Origin of the sequence: Gemmobacter caeruleus, from assembly GCF_008271655.1 — a bacterium.
In the GTDB taxonomy this organism is placed as follows: Bacteria; Pseudomonadota; Alphaproteobacteria; order Rhodobacterales; family Rhodobacteraceae; genus Gemmobacter; species Gemmobacter caeruleus.
Genome location: NZ_VKKX01000011.1, coordinates 326,472 through 347,576 on the forward strand (window position 1 = coordinate 326,472; position 21,105 = coordinate 347,576).

19 protein-coding genes and 1 tRNA gene are annotated in these 21,105 nt (G+C 65.5%); 15 read left to right on the plus strand and 5 right to left on the minus strand.

Annotation, left to right across the window (positions count from 1 at the left end):
- The first annotated feature begins 30 nt into the window (after positions 1-30).
- Positions 31-1,032, plus strand: a complete 1,002-nt coding sequence (locus tag FOA17_RS04015) for a polyprenyl synthetase family protein (RefSeq protein ID WP_149140193.1) — start codon at positions 31-33, stop codon at positions 1,030-1,032.
- Here FOA17_RS04015 and FOA17_RS04020 read toward each other — a convergent pair.
- The 3 genes from FOA17_RS04020 to FOA17_RS04030 all read right to left on the minus strand — a co-directional run bounded on the left by FOA17_RS04020 (position 1,008) and on the right by FOA17_RS04030 (position 5,395).
- Positions 1,008-1,901 (minus strand): 4-(cytidine 5'-diphospho)-2-C-methyl-D-erythritol kinase, encoded by an 894-nt coding sequence (locus tag FOA17_RS04020; RefSeq protein ID WP_149140629.1) that lies wholly within the window; start codon positions 1,899-1,901, stop codon positions 1,008-1,010. The genes FOA17_RS04015 and FOA17_RS04020 overlap by 25 nt on opposite strands.
- Positions 1,894-3,645 carry a tetratricopeptide repeat protein gene (locus FOA17_RS04025; protein WP_149140194.1) on the minus strand — a complete coding sequence of 584 codons (1,752 nt, stop codon included), beginning with the start codon at positions 3,643-3,645 and terminating at the stop codon, positions 1,894-1,896. The genes FOA17_RS04020 and FOA17_RS04025 overlap by 8 nt, the downstream gene beginning before the upstream one ends.
- 106 nt (positions 3,646-3,751) lie before the next feature.
- Positions 3,752-5,395, minus strand: coding sequence for an electron transfer flavoprotein-ubiquinone oxidoreductase (locus FOA17_RS04030; protein ID WP_149140195.1), 1,644 nt, complete (start codon positions 5,393-5,395; stop codon positions 3,752-3,754).
- A gap of 275 nt (positions 5,396-5,670) precedes the next feature.
- On the opposite strand from FOA17_RS04030, the gene greA reads away from it, so the two are divergent.
- Both greA and FOA17_RS04040 read left to right on the plus strand, forming a co-directional pair.
- Positions 5,671-6,141, plus strand: a complete 471-nt coding sequence (greA, locus tag FOA17_RS04035) for a transcription elongation factor GreA (RefSeq protein WP_149140196.1) — start codon at positions 5,671-5,673, stop codon at positions 6,139-6,141.
- Positions 6,142-6,158: 17 nt separating this feature from the next.
- Complete coding sequence (locus FOA17_RS04040) at positions 6,159-7,154, plus strand: hypothetical protein (RefSeq protein ID WP_149140197.1); 996 nt, start codon at positions 6,159-6,161, stop codon at positions 7,152-7,154.
- 138 nt (positions 7,155-7,292) lie between these two features.
- On the opposite strand, the gene FOA17_RS04045 is transcribed toward FOA17_RS04040, so the two are convergent.
- On the minus strand, positions 7,293-8,675 hold the full coding sequence (locus tag FOA17_RS04045) for a cytochrome P450 (protein WP_149140198.1): 1,383 nt from the start codon (positions 8,673-8,675) through the stop codon (positions 7,293-7,295).
- A gap of 101 nt (positions 8,676-8,776) precedes the next feature.
- On the opposite strand from FOA17_RS04045, the gene FOA17_RS04050 reads away from it, so the two are divergent.
- From FOA17_RS04050 to FOA17_RS04070, 5 genes are all read left to right on the plus strand, one after another.
- Positions 8,777-9,370, plus strand: coding sequence for a hypothetical protein (locus tag FOA17_RS04050; protein ID WP_238991711.1), 594 nt, complete (start codon positions 8,777-8,779; stop codon positions 9,368-9,370).
- Between the two features lie 89 nt (positions 9,371-9,459).
- Positions 9,460-10,635 (plus strand): elongation factor Tu, encoded by a 1,176-nt coding sequence (gene tuf, locus FOA17_RS04055; RefSeq protein ID WP_149140199.1) that lies wholly within the window; start codon positions 9,460-9,462, stop codon positions 10,633-10,635.
- Between the two features lie 234 nt (positions 10,636-10,869).
- Positions 10,870-11,265 (plus strand): VOC family protein, encoded by a 396-nt coding sequence (locus FOA17_RS04060; RefSeq protein ID WP_149140200.1) that lies wholly within the window; start codon positions 10,870-10,872, stop codon positions 11,263-11,265.
- A gap of 131 nt (positions 11,266-11,396) precedes the next feature.
- Complete coding sequence (locus FOA17_RS04065) at positions 11,397-12,038, plus strand: CatB-related O-acetyltransferase (RefSeq protein ID WP_149140201.1); 642 nt, start codon at positions 11,397-11,399, stop codon at positions 12,036-12,038.
- A gap of 81 nt (positions 12,039-12,119) precedes the next feature.
- Positions 12,120-12,195, plus strand: a tRNA-Trp gene (locus FOA17_RS04070).
- Positions 12,196-12,253: 58 nt separating this feature from the next.
- Here FOA17_RS04070 and FOA17_RS04075 read toward each other — a convergent pair.
- Complete coding sequence (locus tag FOA17_RS04075; RefSeq protein WP_149140202.1) at positions 12,254-13,099, minus strand: hypothetical protein; 846 nt, start codon at positions 13,097-13,099, stop codon at positions 12,254-12,256.
- 197 nt (positions 13,100-13,296) lie between these two features.
- Between FOA17_RS04075 and secE the strand changes: the two genes are divergently transcribed.
- The 7 genes from secE to rpoB all read left to right on the plus strand — a co-directional run bounded on the left by secE (position 13,297) and on the right by rpoB (position 21,088).
- Complete coding sequence (gene secE, locus FOA17_RS04080) at positions 13,297-13,497, plus strand: preprotein translocase subunit SecE (protein WP_149140203.1); 201 nt, start codon at positions 13,297-13,299, stop codon at positions 13,495-13,497.
- Between the two features lie 204 nt (positions 13,498-13,701).
- On the plus strand, positions 13,702-14,235 hold the full coding sequence (nusG, locus tag FOA17_RS04085; RefSeq protein ID WP_149140204.1) for a transcription termination/antitermination protein NusG: 534 nt from the start codon (positions 13,702-13,704) through the stop codon (positions 14,233-14,235).
- Positions 14,236-14,326: 91 nt separating this feature from the next.
- Positions 14,327-14,779 (plus strand): 50S ribosomal protein L11, encoded by a 453-nt coding sequence (gene rplK / locus FOA17_RS04090; RefSeq protein WP_149140205.1) that lies wholly within the window; start codon positions 14,327-14,329, stop codon positions 14,777-14,779.
- Between the two features lie 4 nt (positions 14,780-14,783).
- Positions 14,784-15,482 carry a 50S ribosomal protein L1 gene (rplA, locus tag FOA17_RS04095; RefSeq protein ID WP_149140206.1) on the plus strand — a complete coding sequence of 233 codons (699 nt, stop codon included), beginning with the start codon at positions 14,784-14,786 and terminating at the stop codon, positions 15,480-15,482.
- A gap of 251 nt (positions 15,483-15,733) precedes the next feature.
- Entirely contained in the window at positions 15,734-16,249 is a 516-nt protein-coding gene (gene rplJ, locus FOA17_RS04100; RefSeq protein WP_149140630.1) for a 50S ribosomal protein L10, read from the plus strand.
- A 69-nt stretch (positions 16,250-16,318) separates the two neighbouring features.
- Positions 16,319-16,696, plus strand: coding sequence for a 50S ribosomal protein L7/L12 (rplL, locus tag FOA17_RS04105; protein WP_149140207.1), 378 nt, complete (start codon positions 16,319-16,321; stop codon positions 16,694-16,696).
- A gap of 258 nt (positions 16,697-16,954) precedes the next feature.
- Complete coding sequence (gene rpoB, locus FOA17_RS04110; RefSeq protein WP_149140208.1) at positions 16,955-21,088, plus strand: DNA-directed RNA polymerase subunit beta; 4,134 nt, start codon at positions 16,955-16,957, stop codon at positions 21,086-21,088.
- Positions 21,089-21,105: the final 17 nt, after the last annotated feature.

The window sequence follows — 21,105 nt, forward strand, 5'->3', positions numbered from 1 at the left end:
GGGTTGTCGAGGGGATGACGCGAGGGGCAGATGGGATTGGACGAGGTGGCGCGGAAACCGCATGAGCGCCTGATGGCGTGGCTGGCGGCCGATATGGAAGCGGTGAATGTCATGATCCGCGACCGCATGGCCTCGGAACATGCGCCGCGCATCCCGCAGGTGACCGCCCATCTGGTCGAGGCGGGGGGCAAGCGTCTGCGCCCGCTGCTGACCCTCGCTGCCGCACGGCTTTGCGGCTATGACGGCCCCTTTCACATCCACCTCGCCGCGACGGTCGAATTCATCCATACCGCGACGCTTTTGCATGATGACGTGGTGGATGAGAGCCGCCAACGCCGGGGCCGCCCGACGGCCAACCTGTTGTGGGACAACAAGTCTTCGGTTCTGGTCGGCGATTATCTGTTCGCGCGCAGCTTTCAGCTGATGACCGAGACCGGCTCGATGCGGGTGATGGAGATCCTGTCGAATGCCAGCGCCACCATCGCCGAGGGCGAGGTGCTGCAACTGACCGCCGCGCAGGATCTGGCGACGACCGAGGCGATCTATCTGCAAGTCGTGCGCGGCAAGACGGCGGCGCTTTTCTCGGCGGCGACCGAGGTGGGCGGCGTGATTGCCGGGGCCGATGCGGCGCAGGTGCGCGCGCTTTACACCTATGGCGACGCGCTTGGCGTCGCCTTTCAGATCGCCGATGACCTGCTGGATTACGGTGGCAGCAGCGCGACGATCGGCAAGAATGTCGGCGACGATTTCCGCGAGCGCAAGCTGACCCTGCCGGTGATCAAGGCCGTCGCCCATGCCACCCCCGAGGAGCGCGCCTTCTGGGAACGCACGATTGCCAAGGGCCATCAGGCCGAGGGCGATCTGGAGCAGGCGCTGGCGATCATGGCGCGGCATGGCGCGATGGAGGCCGCCCGTGCCGATGCGCTGGCCTGGGCCGATACCGCGCGTCATGCGCTGGAGGCGCTGCCCGACCATCCGATCCGCGGCATGCTGTCGGAACTTGCGGCCTACGTCGTCTCGCGGATCAGCTGAGCCATATCGGCGCGGCCGGGATAGATCAGCCCTGCCGCGACCCACCAGCCGGGATATTCCGCGCGCAGGGTCTCGGCCGCGGCTTCGCCCTCGGCCTCTTTTGCGAAAAGCGCAAAACAGGTCGCGCCAGAGCCGGACATGCGGGCAAACAACGCGCCGGGAAGCGCCGTCAAGGCGGCGATCACCTGCCCGATCACGGGTTGCAGCGTCAGGGCCGGCGGCTCCAGATCGTTGCGGGTTTCGCGGAGCCAGTCGGCCAGGGCGGCGGCGTCGATCCAGCCGGGCAGGGCCTCGGGCAAAGGCGGGTTTTCCTTTTGCGCCAAGGCCTTGAAGACAGCAGGTGTCGGCACCTCCACCCCTGGATTGGCCAGCACGACATGCAGTTCGGGCAGTGGCGCCAGCCAGTCGAGCTGTTCGCCGATCCCGCGCATCCGGGTCGGATGCGAGGCAAGGCAGACCGGCACATCCGCCCCAAGCGCCGCAATCTGCCGCGCCGCATCTAGGGACATCGGCGCGATGCGCCCGGCCATGGCCTGAAGCCGCAGCACCGCCCGGATGGCGGCGGCGGCATCGGCCGATCCGCCACCGATCCCGCTGGCGGGGGGCAGGCGTTTCGTCAGTTCCAGCGCATAGGCCCGGTCGCCCGCGACCAGCCGCGCCGCGCGCAGCACCAGATTGTCGTCGCCGCCCGGCACCCCGTCGCCAAAGGGCCCGTCCACCGCCAGCGCCATCGCGGGCGCTTCGGTCGCGCGCAGCCCGTCACCGATGCCGGCGAAGACCACAAGCGAATCAAGCAAGTGATAGCCATCGTCGCGCTGCCCGGTCACATGCAGGCAGAGGTTGATCTTCGCATGCGCGAATTCAGTGATCGTTTTCAGCATTCCGGGTTTCCAGCGGGGCGGCGCCTTCTTCGGCCAGCACCTTGTCGAGGCCCAGTTCCAGCTTGCGGCGGATGCGGGTGGCGTCCTTTTCCTCGGGGCCGTAGGACAGGGCGCGGCGCCACTGGAACCGCGCCTCGAGCTGGCGGCCGACGGCCCAGTAGATGTCGCCCAGATGATCGGTCACCACCGGGTCCACCGGCTCCATCATCGAGGCGCGTTCCATCGGCTCCACCGCGTCGGCATAGCGGCCCATGCGGAAATAGGCCCAGGCCAGGCTGTCGGTGATGGCGCCGGAATTGGGCTCCACCTCCACTGCGCGTTCAATGAGCTTGAGCGCCTCGTCCAGGTTGCGGTTCAGTTCCAGATAGCTGTAGCCGAGGTAATTGAGCGCCTGCGGCTGATCCGGGCTCAGCTCCAGCGCCTTGCGCAGGTCGGCCTCGGCCAGATCCCAGCGTTTCTGGCGTTCATGGCAGATGCCGCGGCTGAAAAACAGGCGCCAGTCATCCGCATTGGGCGTGTCGATCAGCGCGATCGCGGCGTCATAGGCCTTGGTCGCATCCTCGAAACGGTCCTGCCGGCGCAGCATGTCGCCATAGGTGACATGCACGACCCGCAGCTTCGGATAGGCCTTGGACAGCGCCTGCATCACCTCCAGCGCGGCATCGGGCTTGCCGGCGGCGACCAGTGTCTCGGCCCGGCCCAGCTCCGCCAGGTAATGTTCCGGCGCCTCGCTGGAGACCTGGGCATAGGTTTCGGCCGCGAGATCCGGCTGGCCGTCGCCATTCAGCAGCGCTGCCGCCGTCAGCAGCGCCTCGGTGTGATCGGGGCGCAGAAAGGCGGTCGCGCGGCTGAGCAGCAGCGTATAGCCGCTATCGGCCTCGCCCCGCGTGGCGGAGGCCAAGGTGTAGAACACCTCGGCCATGCCCTGTTCGGGGGTCTGCACCATGGTCCAGGGCAGGGTTTCGCCATTTTGCAGCCGGGTGCGAAGCTCCTCGACCGCGACATCCTGACCGGGGGCAAATACCTCGTCCAGCAGGGCCAGCGCTTCGGGGTTGCGCTCCAGTTGGCTGAGGATCTGGACATGGGCCAGCACGACGCGGCGCAGCACGCGGGCGGCCTTGGCCTTGTCGCTGCTTAGTGCCTTGTCGGCGCCCTCGAAATCGCCGGCCATGCCGAGGGCGAGCGCCTGGTGATAGGCGCCGAAAATCTCGCGGCCGGGGGTCTTGGCGATCTTGTCAAAGGCGGCAACCGCCTCGCTGACCTGCCCCTCGCCGGCCTCGGCCCAGGCGGTGACCAGCGCATCCAGCAGCGCGCCGCCGCTGCGCCCTTCGGCCAGAAGCTGCTTGATCCCGGCGTAATCCTTGCGCCCGGCCGCATCGGTCAGCAGGGCGAGCGCGCCGACCTGGCTCTTGTCGCCCAGATCGGCCAGACCGCGCGCGGTCACCGCGGCGGCGGTGAAATCGCCGAGCCCCATGGCGCTGACCGTCGCGCCCTCCAGCAGGCGCGGGTTGGCCGGGTCGGCCTTCAGCGCCTCGGTGAACCAATGCGCAGCGGCGCGGTAATCGCCATTCGCGGCGGCGATGCGCGCGGCAAGATAGGCGCCGGCATTCATCGGTTCGGACACAGCGACGCTTTCCGCGGTCATGTCGCGGGCGGCCTCTTCGGCCCAGGCCAGCGGCGGCAGCAGGTTGAGCGCCAGACCAAGGGCGAGGGCGGGGCGGATGCGCGGCATGGGGTTCTCCTGCGGTGTTCCCGCACCCTAAAGGCGGCACTGGCGCAACGCAATGCGGGGCGCCCCGAAGGACGCCCCGCCTGGGCACGTTGTCGCGCAGAGTTTATCACATGTTGGGGTAGTTCGGCCCGTCGCCGCCCTGGGGCGTGGTCCAGTTGATGTTCTGCGACGGATCCTTGATGTCGCAGGTCTTGCAGTGGACGCAGTTCTGGAAGTTGATGCGGAAGGTCGCATCCTGGCCTTCGCCCAGCACTTCGTAGACGCCGGCGGGGCAGTAGCGTTGCGCCGGTTCGTCATATTCGGGAAGGTTGACGCGGATCGGCAGTGTCGGGTCTTTCAGCTTCAGATGCGCCGGCTGGTTTTCATCATGGTTGGTAAAGCTGAAAGCGACGTTGGTCAGCCGGTCGAAGGACAGCTTCCCGTCGGGTTTGGGATAGTCGATCTTCTTGAAGTCCTTGGCCTTGCCGGTTGCCGCCGCATCGGTCTTGCCATGTTTCAGCGTGCCGAACAGCGTCAGCCCGATCGTGTTCAGCCACATGTCGGCGCCGCCGCCCATCAGCGAGGCGACGAGGCCGAATTTCGACCAGAGCGGCTTGACGTTGCGGACCTTCTTCAGATCCTTGCCGATCGCCCCCTCGCGCACTTCGGTTTCGTAGGTCGAAAGTTCGTCGCCCTCGCGGCCCGCCTGGATGGCCTCGAACGCGGCTTCGGCTGCCGCCTTGCCCGAGAGCATGGCGTTATGGTTGCCCTTGATCCGGGGCACGTTCACCATGCCGACCGAACAGCCCAGAAGCGCCACGCCCGGCGCAACCATCTTGGGCATGGACTGCCAGCCGCCCTCGCTGATCGCCCTTGCGCCATAGGCCACGCGTTTGCCGCCTGCCAGAAGTTCCGCCACCATCGGATGATGCTTGAAGCGCTGAAACTCCATATAGGGATAGAGATGCGGGTTTTCGTAGTTCAGGTGAACCACGAAGCCAACATAGACCTGATTCCCTTCCAGATGGTAAATGAACGAGCCACCCCCGGCATTGCTGCCCAGCGGCCAGCCCATCGTATGGGTCACCGTGCCCTCGCGGTGCTTGGCGGGGTCGATCTCCCAGATCTCTTTCATGCCGATGCCGAATTTCTGCGGGCAATGACCCTTCGACAGATCGTATTTCGCGATCACCTCTTTCGACAGCGACCCGCGCACGCCCTCGGCCAGGAAGACATACTTGCCGCGCAGTTCCATCCCCGGTTCATAGGCCGGGCCGGGCTGGCCATCCTCGCCCAGGCCGAATTCGCCGGCGACGACGCCGACCACCCGGTCGCCCTCATAGACCAGTTGCGAACAGGACATGCCGGGGAAAATCTCGACCCCCAGCCCCTCGGCCACGCCCGCCATCCAGCGGCAGACATTCGCCATGGAGACGATGTATTTGCCGTGATTGTTCATGAAGGGCGGCATCGGCCAGTTCGGGATGCGCATCTGCCCGGCCGGGCCGAGGACATAGAAATTGTCCTCCTTCACCTCGGTCTTGACCGGCGCGTCCATCGACCGCCAGTCCGGCAGCAGTGCGTCCAGGCCGCAGGTATCCAGCACCGCCCCGGAAAGGATATGTGCGCCGACCTCGGAGCCCTTTTCCAGCAGCACGACGTTCAGATCGGGGTCGAGCTGTTTCAGGCGGATCGCTGCGGAGAGACCCGCAGGCCCCCCGCCCACGATCACGACATCATATTCCATGCTCTCGCGTTCGATCCCGCTCATCCCTTGATCCTTTTCCTGCCTTGCCGCGCGCTGCTGGGTGCGCAAGTTCTGTGCCGCAAGGGAAGCCCGGCGTCAATCATGACGCAACATCAAAACGCCGCATTGCGGCATAGGCGTAATATTCTTTCGGGCATCATGCCGCTGGCAGGCGGCAAGATGCCGTTTTGGCACCACGCCCCCTTGCAATTATGCGGGCTCTCGGGTCAGTTGCGGGAAACATGCACGAAAGTCATGGTCCCCGCGGGCCGTGGCTTTGCTTTTTTCGTGGAAGACCGATGGAAAAGATTCCGATGACCCGTGCGGGCCATGTCTCGCTGGATGAAGAGCTGAAGCGCCTGAAATCGGTGGAACGTCCCGCCGTGATCCAGGCCATTGCCGAGGCGCGCGAACTGGGCGACCTGTCGGAAAACGCGGAATACCATTCGGCGCGCGAGAAGCAGAGCTTCATCGAGGGGCGCATCAAGGAACTGGAAGGCATCCTGTCGCTGGCCGAGGTGATCGACCCCGAACGCCTGTCGGGGCCGATCAAGTTCGGCGCCACGGTGACGCTGGTGGACGAGGATACCGACGAGGAAAAGACCTATCAGATCGTCGGCGAGGTCGAGGCCGATCTGGAGCGCGGGCTGCTCAACATCAAGTCGCCGCTGGCGCGGGCGCTGATCGGCAAGGACGAGGGTGACAGTGTCGAGGTGAAGACCCCCGGCGGGGATCGCAGTTTCGAAGTGTTGAGCATTCGCTACATCTGACGCGAGAGGAGGCCGCCATGCCCGATTCTCAGCAAGGCAAGATCGTGACGCCGCAGGCTTCGCCGCCGGCGCAGCCGGAATTGCGGTCGAGCCGGACCGAAATGGTCGCCTCGGCGCTCAGCGTGATCTGGCTGGTGGCGGTGGCGGCCTATATCTTTGTCGCGCCCGAGGGCGTGGGCACGCTGGGCCTGGTGATGACGCTGATGATGGTGTTCCTGCCCATTGCGGTGATCTGGGTGGCGGTGACCACGCTGCGGTCGGTGCAGGAGCTGCGGGCCGAGGCCGCGCGGCTGCAATCGACGGTGGAGACGATGCGCGCGACCTGGGTGCAGAGTCAGGTGCAGCCCTCGGTCGAGAAGAAGCTGGAGGAGATCGAGCGCTCGGCCCGGACGACCGAGACGGTTCTGGCGACATTTACCTCGCGGCGCGATACCTCGCTGGCGGCGGGGGGCGAGCGCAAGCCCGCGCTGGCGGGCCGGCCGGCGACGGTGGATGACCAGCCGGCGCTGGCCCTGGGCACCCCGGCCGAAGACCTGCGCCCGCCGCTGTCGATCGCGGATTTCGTGCGCGCGCTGCAATTCCCCGAAAGCCCCGAAGACAAGGAAGGGTTTCGCGCGTTGCGGCTGGCGCTGGAGGACCGCAAGGTTGCCAAGCTGATCCGGGCCGCGCAGGACGTGCTGACGCTGCTGGCGCAGGAGGGCATCTATATGGATGACCTCAAGCCCGATCGCGCCCGGCCCGAATTGTGGCGCAGCTTCGCCGAAGGCGCGCGGGGCGGGGCGGTGTCGGGGCTGGGCGGTATTCGCGACCGGTCCTCGCTGGCGCTGACGGCGGGGCGGATGCGCGAGGATCCGGTGTTTCGCGATGCGGCGCATCACTTCCTGCGCACCTTCGACAAGACCTTTGCCGAGTTCGAGAAGAATGCGAGCGATGCGGAGCTGATCGCGCTGGCCGACAGCCGCACGGCGCGGGCCTTCATGCTGTTTGGCCGCGTGGCCGGGGTGTTCGACTGAGCCGCCGCGCTGCCTTGCAGGGCTTTTGAAGCGGAGCGCGCTGGCGCGCGCGGGTCTTTCCTCTCGGTCTTTCCCTGGCGGGAAAGCCCTCGGGTCTGCCTCCGGCGGGAGTATTTCGGGCAAGAAGCAAGGCCGGGATCAGACGGGTTCGGCGGTCAGCCAGACGCCGCCTTCGGGGCGCAGGGTCAGGATCATCACGGGTTTCGGATCGCGCCCGGGCAGGGCGGTGAAGCGGAAGCGGGCCAGCAGGGTGGCGAGGATGATCACCGCCTCTTGCAGGGCGAACTGGGCGCCGATGCAGATACGGGGGCCGTCGCCGAAGGGAAGCCAAGTGTAGCGCGCCGGGCGGGGGCCGAGAAAGCGATCGGGGCGAAAGCGATCAGGATCGGGCCAATACGCATGGTGGCGATGCAGGGCGTAGATCGGCAGGATCACGGTATCGCCGCGGCGCACCTCGCGGCCGCAGAGCCGGTCTTCGGTGGTGGCGCTGCGCGAGAGAAAGGCGGCGGGCGGGTAGAGGCGCAGGGTTTCCTCGATCAGCGCGCGGCAGATCGGCAAGGCGGGCAGGTCGGCGGCGGTGGCGGCGCGGCTGTGCAGCACGGCCCGGGCCTCGTGCCGGGCGCGTTCCTGTTCGGCTGGGTCGAAGGCGCAGAGATAGAGCGCCCAGGCAAGGGTCAGCGCGGTGGTCTCGTGCCCGGCGACTATGAAGGTCAGCAGGTTGTCGCGCAGTTCCGAGGTGGACATGCGGCGGCGGGTTTCGGGGTCTTCGCCGGCCAGCAGCAGATCGAGCAGGTCGGGGAGGGGGCTGGGCCCGGCGGCGCGGCGGCGTTCGATCGCCGCATCGGCCATGTGTTGCATCGCCTTGATCCCCTGCCCGCCGAACAGGCGGCCCGGACGCGGCACCCAGCCCGGCAGCCCCAGCAGATCGAGCAGCGAGAGCCGGGCGGTGCCGGCGATATAGGCGTCAATCGCGCGATGCACCGCAGCGCGGTCGAATGTGGTGCGATCCGCGCCGGCGCCGGTGCCCGCAAGGGTGACATCGGAGATGACCTCGAAGGTCGTGGCGACCATCTCGTCAAAGAGGTTGATCGCGCGCGGGCCGGCGGCGGCCACCCGCTCTGCCGCGCGTTCGGCCGCCGCCGTCATCACCGGGCCGAGCGCCGCGACATGGCGTTGCGCGAAGGCCGGCGCCGCGGCGCGACGCTGCCAGCGCCAATGCGCGCCCTCGGCCACGAACAGGCTGTCGCCGATGGCGGGTTCCAGGATCAGCCGTGTTGCCAGCGATTTGGGGTAGGCGTCCACGTTTTCGCGCAGCACGCGGTGCAGGGCTTCGGGGTTCATCACCATATGCCAGCGGCGGCCAGTGCGACCGGAGAGGATCGGCGCATGGGTGGCGATTTCGGGGATCAGCTCCAGCACATTGCGTCGGCCCGCGCGCAGCGAGCCCAAAAGGCCGAGCGGCGCGGTGGCCAACGGCACCCGCACGGGGCAGCGGGCGGGAAGGGCGGGGGCCTTGTCCATCCTGCCACGATAGCGCGGCGGTGGCGTCGGGCAAGGGGGGATGATTGCGCGGCGCCGACGGGGCGGCTATGGCTGGGCGGTCGAGTTACGGGAGCCCGCCGATGCGCCGCCTTGCCCTGATCTGCCTTTTGCCGCTGCTGGCCGCCTGCGGGCGCAACGATCTGGCCGATCCGCCCGCCGATCTGGGGGATTTCGTGCTGGGGCATAATGTGGTGGTGGCCGACAAGGCGCAGAAGGTGCCGATCTCGCGCAGTGCGACGCCCGACGAATGGGAGGCGGCGATGCGCAAGGCGGTGGATGACCGTTTCGGGCGCTATGACGGGAATCGCATCTACAATCTCGGGATTTCGGTCGATGCCTATGCGCTGGCGCCGCCGGGCATTCCGGTGATCGCGGCGCCGAAATCGGTGCTGGTGGTGACTGCGAACCTCTGGGACGACGCGCGGCAGCAAAAGCTCAATGAAACGGGCGAGCAGTTCACCGTCTTTGAAAATCTCGATGGGGCGAATGTGATCGGCTCGGGGCTGACCAAGACGCGCGAGCAGCAGATGGAGGCGCTGTCCTTCAACGCGGTGAAGGCGGTGGAGGGCTGGCTGCGTAAACATCCCGACTGGTTCGGCCTGCCGGCGGCGGGCGCGGCGGTCAAAGCCGGGGCCGTGCCGGAGGCGGCCGAACTCGCGGCGGCGGCGAAGTGAGGCTTGATTTTCCCCGATTTCATGGCTAAGTCGCGCCCTGTCTAGATAGGGTCCGGGCGTGCCGGGCCCCCCAATCCGCGAGGGCCACGATGGCAAAGGCAAAGTTTGAACGGAACAAACCGCACGTCAACATTGGCACGATCGGCCACGTTGACCACGGGAAGACGACGCTGACGGCGGCGATCACGAAGTATTTCGGCGAATTCCGCGCCTATGACCAGATCGACGGCGCGCCGGAAGAGCGTGCTCGTGGCATCACGATCTCGACCGCCCACGTGGAATACGAGTCGGAATCGCGTCACTATGCGCATGTCGACTGCCCCGGCCACGCGGACTATGTGAAGAACATGATCACGGGTGCCGCGCAGATGGACGGCGCGATCCTGGTGGTTTCGGCCGCTGACGGCCCGATGCCGCAAACCCGCGAGCACATCCTGCTGGGTCGCCAGGTGGGCATCCCCTACATGGTGGTGTTCATGAACAAGGTGGACCAGGTCGATGACCCGGAGCTGCTGGAACTCGTGGAAATGGAAATCCGCGAACTGCTGTCGTCCTACGACTACCCGGGCGATGACATTCCGATCATCAAGGGTTCGGCCCTGGCGGCGATGAACGGCACCGACAAGGAAATCGGCGAGGACGCGATCCGCGCGCTGATCGCGGCGGTGGACGAATACATCCCGACCCCGGCGCGCGCCGTTGACCAGCCCTTCCTGATGCCGGTCGAGGACGTGTTCTCGATCTCGGGTCGTGGCACCGTGGCGACCGGCCGTATCGAGCGCGGCGTGGTGAAGGTTGGTGAAGAACTGGAAATCGTCGGCATCCGTCCGTCGAAGAAGACCGTCTGCACCGGCGTCGAGATGTTCCGCAAGCTGCTGGATCAGGGCGAAGCGGGCGACAACGTGGGTCTGCTGCTGCGCGGCGTGGACCGTGACGGGATCGAGCGCGGCCAGGTGCTGTGCAAGCCCGGTTCGGTGAAGCCGCACACGAAGTTCGAGGCCGAGGCCTATATCCTGACCAAGGAAGAAGGCGGCCGTCACACCCCGTTCTTCGCGAACTACCGTCCGCAGTTCTACTTCCGCACGACCGACGTGACCGGGACCGTTGAGCTGCCGGAAGGCACCGAGATGGTGATGCCGGGCGACAACCTGAAGTTCAACGTGTCGCTGATCGCGCCGATCGCAATGGAAGAGAAGCTGCGCTTCGCCATCCGCGAAGGCGGCCGCACCGTCGGCGCCGGCGTCGTGTCGAAGATCATCGAGTGATGATCCCGAGACGCGCCCGCAACGGTGTGTCGAAGATCATCGAATGATGATCCCGAGACACGCCAGCAAAGGTGTGTCCCGCGTGAAAGGAAAGGCCGCCCCCCGGGGCGGCCTTTTCCATTCCCCCCCGCGCAACAGCCGATCCTTCGACGAAGGATCGGGGGGGGGGGGCGGGGTGACCCGGTTGCGATCCGGTGCTAGGACGGTTGCGTCATCAGGAAGACGGGGCTGGACATGGCAAAAATGGTGCATTCGATGATCCGCGTGCTGGATGAGGCGCGCTCGGTCGGTTTTTACCGGCAGGCCTTCGGGCTGGAGGTTGCCGACCGGCTCGATTTCGACAGCTTTACCCTGATCTATCTGGCCAATGCCGAAACCGGGTTTGAGCTGGAGTTGACGGTGAACAAGGGCCGCAGCGCGCCGTATGATCTGGGCGATGGCTATGGCCATCTGGCGCTGACCGTGGCGGATTTCGCCGCCGAACATGCGCGGCTGCGCGCCGCGGGGCTGGCGCCGCGCGACATCGTGGATTTCCGGCGGGGCGAGGCGGCGGTGGCGCGGTTTTTCTTCATCGCCGATCCCGACGGGTATCAGATCGAGGTGATCGAACGCGGCGGGCGGTTTCGCTGAGGCGTCTTGCCCGCAACCGGCCCTTGCCCGGACGCGCGGCCTGTGTCACCCTGACCGGGCTTTCAGGGGAGGAGCGCATGAACAGGACCGTCTGAACCGATTCATCCAGGTTTCCAGCACAGGGTCTTGTCATGCCGTTTCTGAACGCCGCGCTGCGGCACCCCATGCGCTTTGCCACGGGCGCCAGCAATCCGTCCATCGTCCATCTGGCGGCGGTGATCGACCACCCCAATATCACGGTCGGGCGCCACTCCTACGCCAATGATTTCGATCCGCCGCAGGATTGGGCGGCGCGTCTTGCGCCCTATCTATACCCGGGCGCGCCGGAGCGGTTGGAGCTGGGGCCGTTCTGCCAGATTGCCCATGGTGTGCGTTTCATCACCGCGTCGGCCAATCACGCCATGACGGGGATCAGCACCTATCCGTTTGATATCTTCGATCCCGCGCGGCTCGCGGTGATGATGGAGGGGGGCGGCCCCTTGCCCGATACGGTGATCGGCGCCGATGTCTGGATCGGCCATGGTGCCCTGATCCTGCCGGGCGCGCGTCTGGGGGCCGGTGTCATCGTCGGGGCGGGCGCGGTCGTTGCGGGCGAGGTGCCGCCCTATTGTATCGTCGCGGGCAATCCGGCGCGGATCCTGCGAAGACGCTTTGCCCCCGAGGTGATCGAGGCGCTTTTGGCGCTGCGGTGGTGGGATTGGCCGGTAGCGCGGATCGAGGCGGCCCTCCCCGCCCTGGCCGGGGCGGATCTGGCGGCTTTGCAGCACTGTTGAGGGGGGCGGAAAATTCGGCGGATCTCTGGCAGGTTGCCCCTTGATTTCCCCCGTCGGGTGCCGTAACTCCCCCGCAGGCCTAGGGGTATAGCTCAGTTGGTAGAGCATCGGTCTCCAAAACCGAGGGTCGCGGGTTCGAGTCCTGCTGCCCCTGCCAGGACCTTCCATCACATCGTCGCAGGTTGATCCGCCCTCGGCCACGCCGTCGGGTGGCCTCAGCGATTGGCGCAGCGTGCACTGGCGGGCTTTCCGGTCTTCTTGTGCGAATCCAACTCCAACCGGCGGGGTAGGGTGCTGTCCTCGCCCGTGGCGCAGTCGGTTTCTGCGGCCCCGGTGGTAGGGACTGCATTGGCGAGCGCGGCCGCCGGCATGGCCTGGAGCGCCTTTTGCATGTCGGGATGCAGCCCGCCCATATCGCCGCCGGTGATCGCCTGGGCCATCGCGGCCGCGACGGCCTGCGCCTCGGGAGAGTTGGCCGAGGGGCTGCCCAGACCGGCGCTGCCGTCCATCAGGCTGAGCGCGGCCATGGCCAGCTTGCCCATGCTCGGTTCCTCATGCGTGGCTTGCGGGCCGGGCGCGGCGGTGTCGCCCCGCACCGGCAGCAGCGGATAGCTGCGGTCGCGGAAGCGGAGCGTGTTGACCTGAGTCTGGGCCTGGATCGTTGCGGCATATTCGGGCGAAAATGCCGCGGCCATCGGGCCGGGCAGCCAGTGAAACACGTTGTGGAAACTGGCGGCCATCAGCGCCGCACCCATGAGCTGCGTCAGCAGCGCGCCCTTGCCGCCGATGCCGAGCACCAGCGCCAGAGCCAGCGACAGCACAAGCCCCCCGCCAAGCGCGAGGCCCAGATCGGCATCGGCACTGATGCCGGTCATCGTGTCGGGAAAGAAGTGATAGCGCGCGACCTGCGCGCCGCAGACCCCCACCAGCCCCAGGATCAGCCCCATCACCATGCCGCCGCCGCGTCCGCTGCCGGCGCCCTGATCGGGGTTCTGCGGGTGGCCGGGCTGGGCGTGACGCTCTGCCAGGCGGGCCGCGCGCGCCGCGAAATCTTCGTGCATGATCCTGTGCCCCCGATGATTGCCTCGGGGCGCAGCCTGCCTTGCCGGCCGGGCAAAAGCGCGGCGGATTTGCGGCAGGGCGGTGGCCATGCGGCGCGACTTGACCCGCCATGGCCGGAATGGCTTGAATTTCCGGGGGCGAGGCCTTATTTCCGCCGACTGAAAGCGCGTCAGGCGCATGATCAGGACGTAAAGACATGGCGAAGGTCACCCCCCTCCAGTTCATCCAGCAGGTGCGCACCGAGGTGGGCAAGGTTCACTGGCCGACGCGCCGCGAGGTGATGCTGACCACGGTCATGGTCTTTGTCATGGCGGCACTGGCGGCGACCTTCTTCAGCCTGGTGGATTTCGGCATCCGCGCCGGCCTGTCGGCGATCGTGGGCGGTCTGGGCGCCTGAGCCGGACTTTGCCGGGGGCGGCCCCGGCGCGGCGTTTTCCCTTGAATTCATGGGCGTTGCGGGCTATTCCCGCGCTCAAAGAACGGGAACCGGCGCGCGGCGATTCGTGTCGCGCGCTGTTTTTTGTTCGGATCTGGGCGGCAAGGCCCTGAAAATGAAAGAATTTCCGGGCCTCGGTCCGGCAGGAATGTGAAGGCGGCAAGCATGGCCAAGCGTTGGTATTCGGTGAGCGTCCTCTCGAATTTCGAGAAGAAGGTCGCCGAGCAGATCAAGCAAGCCGTGACGGAAAACGGCCTCGAGGAAGAAATCGAGGAAGTTCTCGTGCCCACCGAAGAGGTGATCGAGGTCCGTCGTGGCAAAAAAGTGTCGAGCGAGCGCCGCTTCATGCCGGGCTATGTGCTGGTGCGCATGGAGATGACGAATCGCGGCTATCACCTGATCTCGTCGATCAACCGCGTGACGGGTTTCCTGGGGCCGCAGGGCAAGCCGATGCCGATGCGCGACGCCGAGGTGAACGCGATCCTCAACCGGGTCGAGGAAGGCGAGGCCGCGCCGCGCACGCTGATTCGCTTCGACATCGGCGAGAAGGTGAAAGTGACCGACGGCCCGTTCGAGGGTTTCGACGGCATGGTCGAGGGCGTGGACGAAGAACACAGCCGCCTGAAGGTGACCGTGTCGATCTTTGGCCGCGCGACCCCGGTCGAACTGGAATTCACGCAGGTCTCGAAAGAGATCTGATGTGTTTCGCGTGGGAGGCGAGGGGGTAACCCCGGACCGGACCACTAAACCATGCGCCCCGATCGGGGTGCGGTGACAAAGGAGATGGCCAATGGCCAAGAAGATTATCGGCAGCCTCAAGCTGCAAGTGAAGGCCCAGCAGGCCAACCCGTCGCCGCCGGTGGGCCCCGCCCTCGGTCAGCGTGGCCTGAACATCATGGCCTTCGTGAAGGAATTCAACGCGAAGTCGGCTGATTACACGCCGGGCACCCCCGTGCCGGTCGTGATCACCTACTATCAGGACAAGTCCTTCTCGCTCGACCTGAAGACCCCGCCGGCCTCGTATCTGCTGAAGGTCGCCGCCGGTCTGCCGGCCGTCGGCAAGCGGAACCGCCCGAAAGGTTCGACCAAGCCGGGCCGTGAAGTGGCTGGCAAGGTGACCGCGGCGCAGATCCGCCAGATCGCCGAAACCAAGATGAAAGACCTGAACGCGAACTCGGTCGAGGCCGCGATGCAGATCATCCTTGGCTCGGCCAAGTCCTGCGGCATCGAAGTGAAGGGCTGAGATCATGGCGAAACTCGGTAAACGCACCAAAGCCGCCCGCGAAGCCTTCGCTGGCAAGGAACTGGTCTCGGTCGAAGACGCGGTGAAGCTGATCAAGTCGGCCGCCACGGCGAAATTCGACGAAACCCTTGAAATCGCGATGAACCTGGGCGTTGACCCGCGTCACGCCGACCAGATGGTCCGGGGCGTCGTGCAACTGCCGAACGGCACCGGCAAGACCGTGCGCGTGGCGGTGTTCGCCCGTGGCGCCAAGGCTGACGAAGCCAAGGCCGCCGGCGCCGACATCGTGGGCGCCGAAGACCTGCTGGAAACCATCCAGGGCGGCAAGATCGAATTCGATCGCTGCATCGCCACCCCGGATCTGATGCCGCTGGTCGGTCGCCTGGGTAAAATCCTGGGCCCGCGCAACCTGATGCCGAACCCGAAAGTCGGCACCGTGACGATGGACGTGAAAACGGCTGTCGAAGCGGCGAAGGGCGGCGAAGTGCAGTTCAAGGTCGAAAAGGCCGGTGTGATCCATGCCGGTATCGGCAAGGTCTCCTTCACCGATGACAAACTGGCCGAGAACGTGCGCGCCTTCGTGGACGCCGTGACCAAGGCCAAGCCGACCGGCGCCAAGGGCACCTATCTGAAGAAGGTCTCGCTGTCCTCGACCATGGGTCCGGGCGTGTCGCTGGACCTGGCTTCGGCCTCGGGCAACTGAGGCGCGGGGCAGGGGGCGGCGCCCCTTGCCCGATGAATTCCCTCTGGTGACAGGGGGATGGCGGGGCGAATTCGCCCCGTCCTGTCCGAGACGGCGGGTGGCGCGCAAACGCCTTAATATCCAGCCTGAGATGGGGAACGGGACTTGAGACGCCTTTGGCGATCCTGGCCGGGACCCAAGCGGACCCGAACGCTCCTGGCAACAGGGGCAATGACGAGCCGGGGGGAAACCCCCAAACTTGGAGTGAAACTGTGGATAGAGCCCAGAAAGAGAAAGTGGTCGAGGAACTCGGCCAGATCTTCGCAAGCTCTGGCGTGGTTGTGGTTGCACATTACGCAGGTATCACGGTTGCCGAGATGCAGGACCTCCGGGCGCAAATGCGCGCCGTCGGCGGTTCCGTGCGCGTTGCCAAGAACAAGCTCGCCAAGATCGCCCTCGAGGGCCACCCCGCTGCAAAGATGGGTGATCTCCTCACGGGCATGACTGTGCTGTCCTTCTCGGAAGACCCCGTCGCTGCGGCGAAGGTCTGCGAGGCCTATGCCAAGAAGAACGACAAGTTCGTTCTGCTGGGCGGGGCTATGGGCGACACGGTCCTGGACTCGGCCGGTGTGAAAGCCGTGGCCGCCATGCCGTCGCGCGAAGAGCTGATTGCTCAGATCGTGTCGATGATTGGTGCGCCCGCCTCCAGCATCGCCGGTGCCATTGGCGCGCCTGCTTCGAACATCGCTGGCATCCTGAAAACCATCGAGGAAAAGGCTGCGGCCTGATCCTCGGGATACTCTGCGTGGGTCGATCCAATCTCGTTGGAACCCATCTCAACTGAACGGAAGTGTAAAATGGCTGATCTGAAAGCTCTTGCCGAACAAATCGTCGGTCTGACCCTCCTGCAAGCGCAGGAACTGAAAACCATCCTGAAGGATGAATACGGCATCGAGCCCGCCGCTGGCGGCGCCGTGATGGTTGCTGGCCCGGCCGCTGGCCCGGCTGCTGCCGCCGAAGAAGAAAAGACTGAATTCGACGTCGTCCTGACCGACGCCGGCGCCAACAAGATCAACGTGATCAAGGAAGTGCGCGGCATCACCGGTCTGGGCCTGAAAGAAGCCAAAGACCTCGTCGAAGCTGGCGGCAAGGTGAAAGAGGCTGTCTCGAAAGCCGACGCCGAAGCGATGAAGAAGAAGCTCGAAGAGGCTGGCGCCAAGGTCGAGCTGAAGTAATTCCTTCGGTGCCCTCGGGCGCCGCAAGGTTTACGGTCCGGGCTGGGTCTGACCTTTGGTCAGGCCCAGCTTGCGCCGTCTCGGGAACCCGGTTCGGAAGCGGCTGCGCGCAGCCCCTTCCCAGGCGCGGTTCAGAGGTTCGGGAGCGGCCCTTCGGGAGGGGCCGCATGAATGGAACCTCCCCCCTGACCTCGCATTCGGTGCGCGCCTGAACCCCGACAGGTGGCGCGCCGGCGAAACAGAAAGGTGACGATGAGCATGGCTCAGAGCTACGTTGGCCAGAAGCGGGTCCGCCGCTACTATGGCAAGATCCGTGAAGTCCTTGAAATGCCGAACCTCATCGAGGTTCAGAAATCCTCTTACGATCTGTTCCTGAAATCGGGCGACGGCCCGAAGGCGGCAGATGGCGAGGGCATTCAGGGCGTCTTCCAGTCGGTGTTCCCGATCAAGGATTTCAACGAGACGGCCGTTCTGGAATTCGTGAAATACGAGCTGGAAAAGCCCAAATACGACGTGGACGAATGCCAGCAGCGCGACATGACCTATGCCGCGCCGCTGAAGGTGACGCTGCGCCTGATCGTGTTCGATGTCGATGAGACCACCGGGGCCCGCTCGGTCAAGGACATCAAGGAACAGGACGTCTACATGGGCGACATGCCCCTGATGACCGCGAACGGCACGTTCATCGTGAACGGCACCGAGCGCGTGATCGTCAGCCAGATGCACCGTTCGCCCGGCGTGTTCTTCGACCATGACAAGGGCAAGACCCATTCCTCGGGCAAACTGCTGTTCGCCTGCCGCATCATCCCGTATCGCGGCAGCTGGCTGGACTTCGAGTTCGACGCCAAGGATATCGTGTTCGCCCGTATCGACCGTCGCCGCAAACTGCCGGTGACGACGCTGCTCTATGCGCTTGGCATGGATCAGGACACGATCATGTCGTCCTATTACGACACGGTCACCTTCAAGCATGTGAAGAACAAGGGCTGGGTCACCCGCTTCTTCCCCGATCGCGTGCGCGGCACCCGGCCGAGCTACGATCTGGTGGATGCCGCCAGCGGTGAGGTCATCCTCAAGGCCGGCGAAAAGGCCACGCCGCGCATGGTCAAGAAATGGATCGACGAGGGCCAGATCACCGAATTGCTGGTGCCCTTCGATCACATCCTGGGTCGCTATGTCGCGCGCGATCTGATCAATGAAAGCAATGGCGAGATCTGGGCCGAAGCCGGCGACGAGATCACGCTGGATTACGACCGTGACGGCGACGTCAAGGGTGGCAGCCTGAAAACCCTGCTGGATCAAGGCATTGCCGAGATTCCGGTGCTGGATATCGACAATATCAACGTCGGTCCCTATATCCGCAACACCATGGCGGCGGACAAGAACTGGAACCGCGAAACCGCGCTGATGGACATCTATCGCGTGATGCGTCCGGGCGAGCCGCCGACCGTCGAGGCCGCCTCGACCCTGTTCGACACGCTGTTCTTCGACAGCGAGCGCTATGACCTGTCGGCCGTGGGCCGGGTCAAGATGAACATGCGTCTGGATCTGGGCAAGCCCGACACGCAGCGCACGCTGGACCGCGAGGATATCGTGGCCTGCATCAAGGCGCTGGTCGAACTGCGCGACGGCAAGGGTGAGATCGACGATATCGACCACCTCGGCAACCGCCGGGTGCGCTCGGTCGGCGAGCTGATGGAGAACCAGTATCGCGTCGGTCTGCTGCGGATGGAGCGCGCGATCAAGGAGCGCATGTCGTCGGTGGAAATCGACACGATCATGCCGCAAGACCTGATCAACGCCAAACCGGCGGCGGCGGCGGTGCGTGAATTCTTCGGCTCGTCGCAGCTGTCGCAATTCATGGACCAGACCAACCCGCTGTCCGAAGTGACGCACAAGCGGCGTCTTTCGGCGCTTGGGCCGGGCGGTCTGACCCGTGAACGCGCGGGCTTCGAGGTGCGCGACGTTCACCCGACCCATTATGGCCGGATGTGCCCGATCGAAACGCCCGAAGGCCAGAACATCGGTCTGATCAACAGCCTCGCGACCTTCGCGCGGGTGAACAAGTATGGCTTCATCGAAACCCCCTACCGCAAGGTGGTGGACGGCAAGGTGACCGACGATGTGGTCTACATGTCGGCGACCGAAGAGATGCGCCACACCGTCGCCCAGGCCAACGCCGCGCAGGATGGTGAAGGCCGCTTCCAGGATGACCTGATCTCCAGCCGCAAGGCCGGGGAATTCATGCTCAACACCCCCGACGCGATCGACCTGATCGACGTGTCGCCCAAGCAGCTTGTGTCGGTCGCGGCCTCGCTCATTCCCTTCCTGGAGAATGACGACGCCAACCGCGCGCTGATGGGGTCGAACATGCAGCGTCAGGCCGTGCCGCTGCTGCAATCCGACGCGCCCTTTGTGGGCACCGGGATCGAGGCCGTGGTGGCCCGCGATTCCGGCGCCGCGATCATGGCGCGCCGGGCGGGCGTGATCGACCAGGTCGATGCGACCCGGATCGTTATCCGCGCGACCGAGATGCTGGAGCCTGGCGAGCCGGGCGTGGACATCTATCGTCTGCGCAAGTTCAAGCGGTCGAACCAGTCGTCCTGCATCAACCAGCGTCCGCTGGTGAAGGTGGGCGATGTGGTCGCGCGTGGCGAGGTGGTGGCCGACGGCCCCTGCACCGACATGGGCGAACTGGCGCTTGGCCGGAACGTGATCGTGGCCTTCATGCCGTGGAACGGCTACAACTACGAAGACTCGATCCTGATCAGCGAACGCATCCTGCGCGATGACGTCTTCACCTCGATCCATATCGAGGAATACGAGGTCGCCGCCCGCGATACCAAGCTGGGCCCGGAAGAAATCACCCGCGACATCCCGAATGTCGGTGAAGAGGCGCTGCGCAACCTCGACGAGGCCGGCATCGTCTATATCGGGGCCGAAGTGCAGCCGGGCGACATTCTGGTCGGCAAGATCACCCCCAAGGGCGAAAGCCCGATGACGCCGGAAGAAAAGCTTCTGCGCGCCATCTTCGGTGAAAAGGCGTCGGACGTGCGCGACACCTCGCTGCGCCTGCCGCCGGGGGCCTATGGCACCATCGTAGAGGTCCGTGTCTTCAACCGTCACGGTGTGGACAAGGACGAGCGCGCGCTTCAGATCGAGCGTGAGGAAGTCGAACGCCTGTCGCGCGACCGCGACGACGAGCTGGCGATCCTGGAGCGCAACATCTATGCGCGCCTGAAATCGCTGATCCTCGGCAAGGTGGCGGTCAAGGGGCCGAAAGGCATCAAGGCCGGTTCGACCATCGACGACGAACTGCTGGGCACGCTGTCGCGCGGCCTGTGGTGGCAGCTTGCCGTCGGCGAGGAGGATCTGGCCAAGGAAGTCGAGGCGCTGCACGACCAGTTCGAGGCACAACGCCGCGCGCTGGATCTGCGCTTCGAGGACAAGGTGGAGAAGGTCCGCCGTGGCGACGATCTGCCCCCGGGCGTGATGAAGATGGTCAAGGTCTTTGTCGCGGTGAAGCGCAAGCTGCAACCGGGCGACAAGATGGCCGGCCGTCACGGCAACAAGGGCGTCATCTCCAAGGTCGTGCCGATGGAAGACATGCCGTTCCTCGCGGATGGCACCCCGGTCGATCTTGTGCTGAACCCGCTTGGCGTGCCGTCGCGGATGAATGTCGGGCAGATCCTCGAGACCCATATGGGCTGGGCCGCGCGCGGTCTGGGCCTGAAGATCGACGAGGCGCTGCAAGACTATCGCCGCTCGGGCGACCTGACCCCGGTCAAGGAAGCCATGCGCTTTGCCTATGGCGACGAGACCTTTGACGAGGCCTTTGGCGGTGCCGATGACGCGGCGCTGATCGAAAGCGCGGATGCGGTGCGTCGCGGCGTGCCGATCGCCACGCCGGTCTTCGACGGCGCCAAGGAAGCCGATGTCAATGACGCGCTGATCCGCGCGGGCTTTGACAAGTCGGGCCAATCCGAGGTGTTCGACGGCCGCACCGGCGAGAAGTTCCAGCGCAAGGTCACGGTGGGCGTGAAATACATGCTCAAGCTGCACCACTTGGTCGATGACAAGCTGCACGCGCGTTCGACCGGGCCGTACAGTCTCGTGACCCAGCAACCGCTGGGCGGCAAGGCGCAGTTCGGTGGTCAGCGTCTGGGGGAGATGGAGGTCTGGGCTCTGGAAGCCTATGGCGCCGCCTATACCCTGCAAGAGATGCTGACGGTGAAGTCGGACGACGTGGCCGGCCGGACCAAGGTCTACGAGTCGATCGTGAAGGGCGAGGACAATTTCGAGGCGGGCGTTCCCGAGAGCTTCAACGTGCTCGTGAAGGAAGTCCGCGGCCTCGGCCTGAATATGGAACTCCTGGATGCGGAGGAGGAGTGAGGGAACGGGTTTTCACT

Excerpts from the sequence above, each read along its gene's own strand:
- FOA17_RS04045 (WP_149140198.1), bottom strand. The coding sequence starts at position 8,675 with ATGGACAAGGCCCCCGCCCTTCCCGCCCGCTGCCCCGTGCGGGTGCCG.
- FOA17_RS04060 (WP_149140200.1), top strand. The coding sequence starts at position 10,870 with ATGGCAAAAATGGTGCATTCGATGATCCGCGTGCTGGATGAGGCGCGC.
- nusG (WP_149140204.1), top strand. The coding sequence starts at position 13,702 with ATGGCCAAGCGTTGGTATTCGGTGAGCGTCCTCTCGAATTTCGAGAAG.
- FOA17_RS04025 (WP_149140194.1), bottom strand. The coding sequence starts at position 3,645 with ATGCCGCGCATCCGCCCCGCCCTCGCCCTTGGTCTGGCGCTCAACCTG.
- FOA17_RS04015 (WP_149140193.1), top strand. The coding sequence starts at position 31 with ATGGGATTGGACGAGGTGGCGCGGAAACCGCATGAGCGCCTGATGGCG.
- FOA17_RS04030 (WP_149140195.1), bottom strand. The coding sequence starts at position 5,395 with ATGAGCGGGATCGAACGCGAGAGCATGGAATATGATGTCGTGATCGTG.
- FOA17_RS04050 (WP_238991711.1), top strand. The coding sequence starts at position 8,777 with ATGCGCCGCCTTGCCCTGATCTGCCTTTTGCCGCTGCTGGCCGCCTGC.
- FOA17_RS04065 (WP_149140201.1), top strand. The coding sequence starts at position 11,397 with ATGCCGTTTCTGAACGCCGCGCTGCGGCACCCCATGCGCTTTGCCACG.
- rplL (WP_149140207.1), top strand. The coding sequence starts at position 16,319 with ATGGCTGATCTGAAAGCTCTTGCCGAACAAATCGTCGGTCTGACCCTC.
- FOA17_RS04040 (WP_149140197.1), top strand. The coding sequence starts at position 6,159 with ATGCCCGATTCTCAGCAAGGCAAGATCGTGACGCCGCAGGCTTCGCCG.
- rplA (WP_149140206.1), top strand. The coding sequence starts at position 14,784 with ATGGCGAAACTCGGTAAACGCACCAAAGCCGCCCGCGAAGCCTTCGCT.
- rpoB (WP_149140208.1), top strand. The coding sequence starts at position 16,955 with ATGGCTCAGAGCTACGTTGGCCAGAAGCGGGTCCGCCGCTACTATGGC.
- greA (WP_149140196.1), top strand. The coding sequence starts at position 5,671 with ATGGAAAAGATTCCGATGACCCGTGCGGGCCATGTCTCGCTGGATGAA.
- secE (WP_149140203.1), top strand. The coding sequence starts at position 13,297 with ATGGCGAAGGTCACCCCCCTCCAGTTCATCCAGCAGGTGCGCACCGAG.
- rplK (WP_149140205.1), top strand. The coding sequence starts at position 14,327 with ATGGCCAAGAAGATTATCGGCAGCCTCAAGCTGCAAGTGAAGGCCCAG.
- FOA17_RS04075 (WP_149140202.1), bottom strand. The coding sequence starts at position 13,099 with ATGCACGAAGATTTCGCGGCGCGCGCGGCCCGCCTGGCAGAGCGTCAC.
- tuf (WP_149140199.1), top strand. The coding sequence starts at position 9,460 with ATGGCAAAGGCAAAGTTTGAACGGAACAAACCGCACGTCAACATTGGC.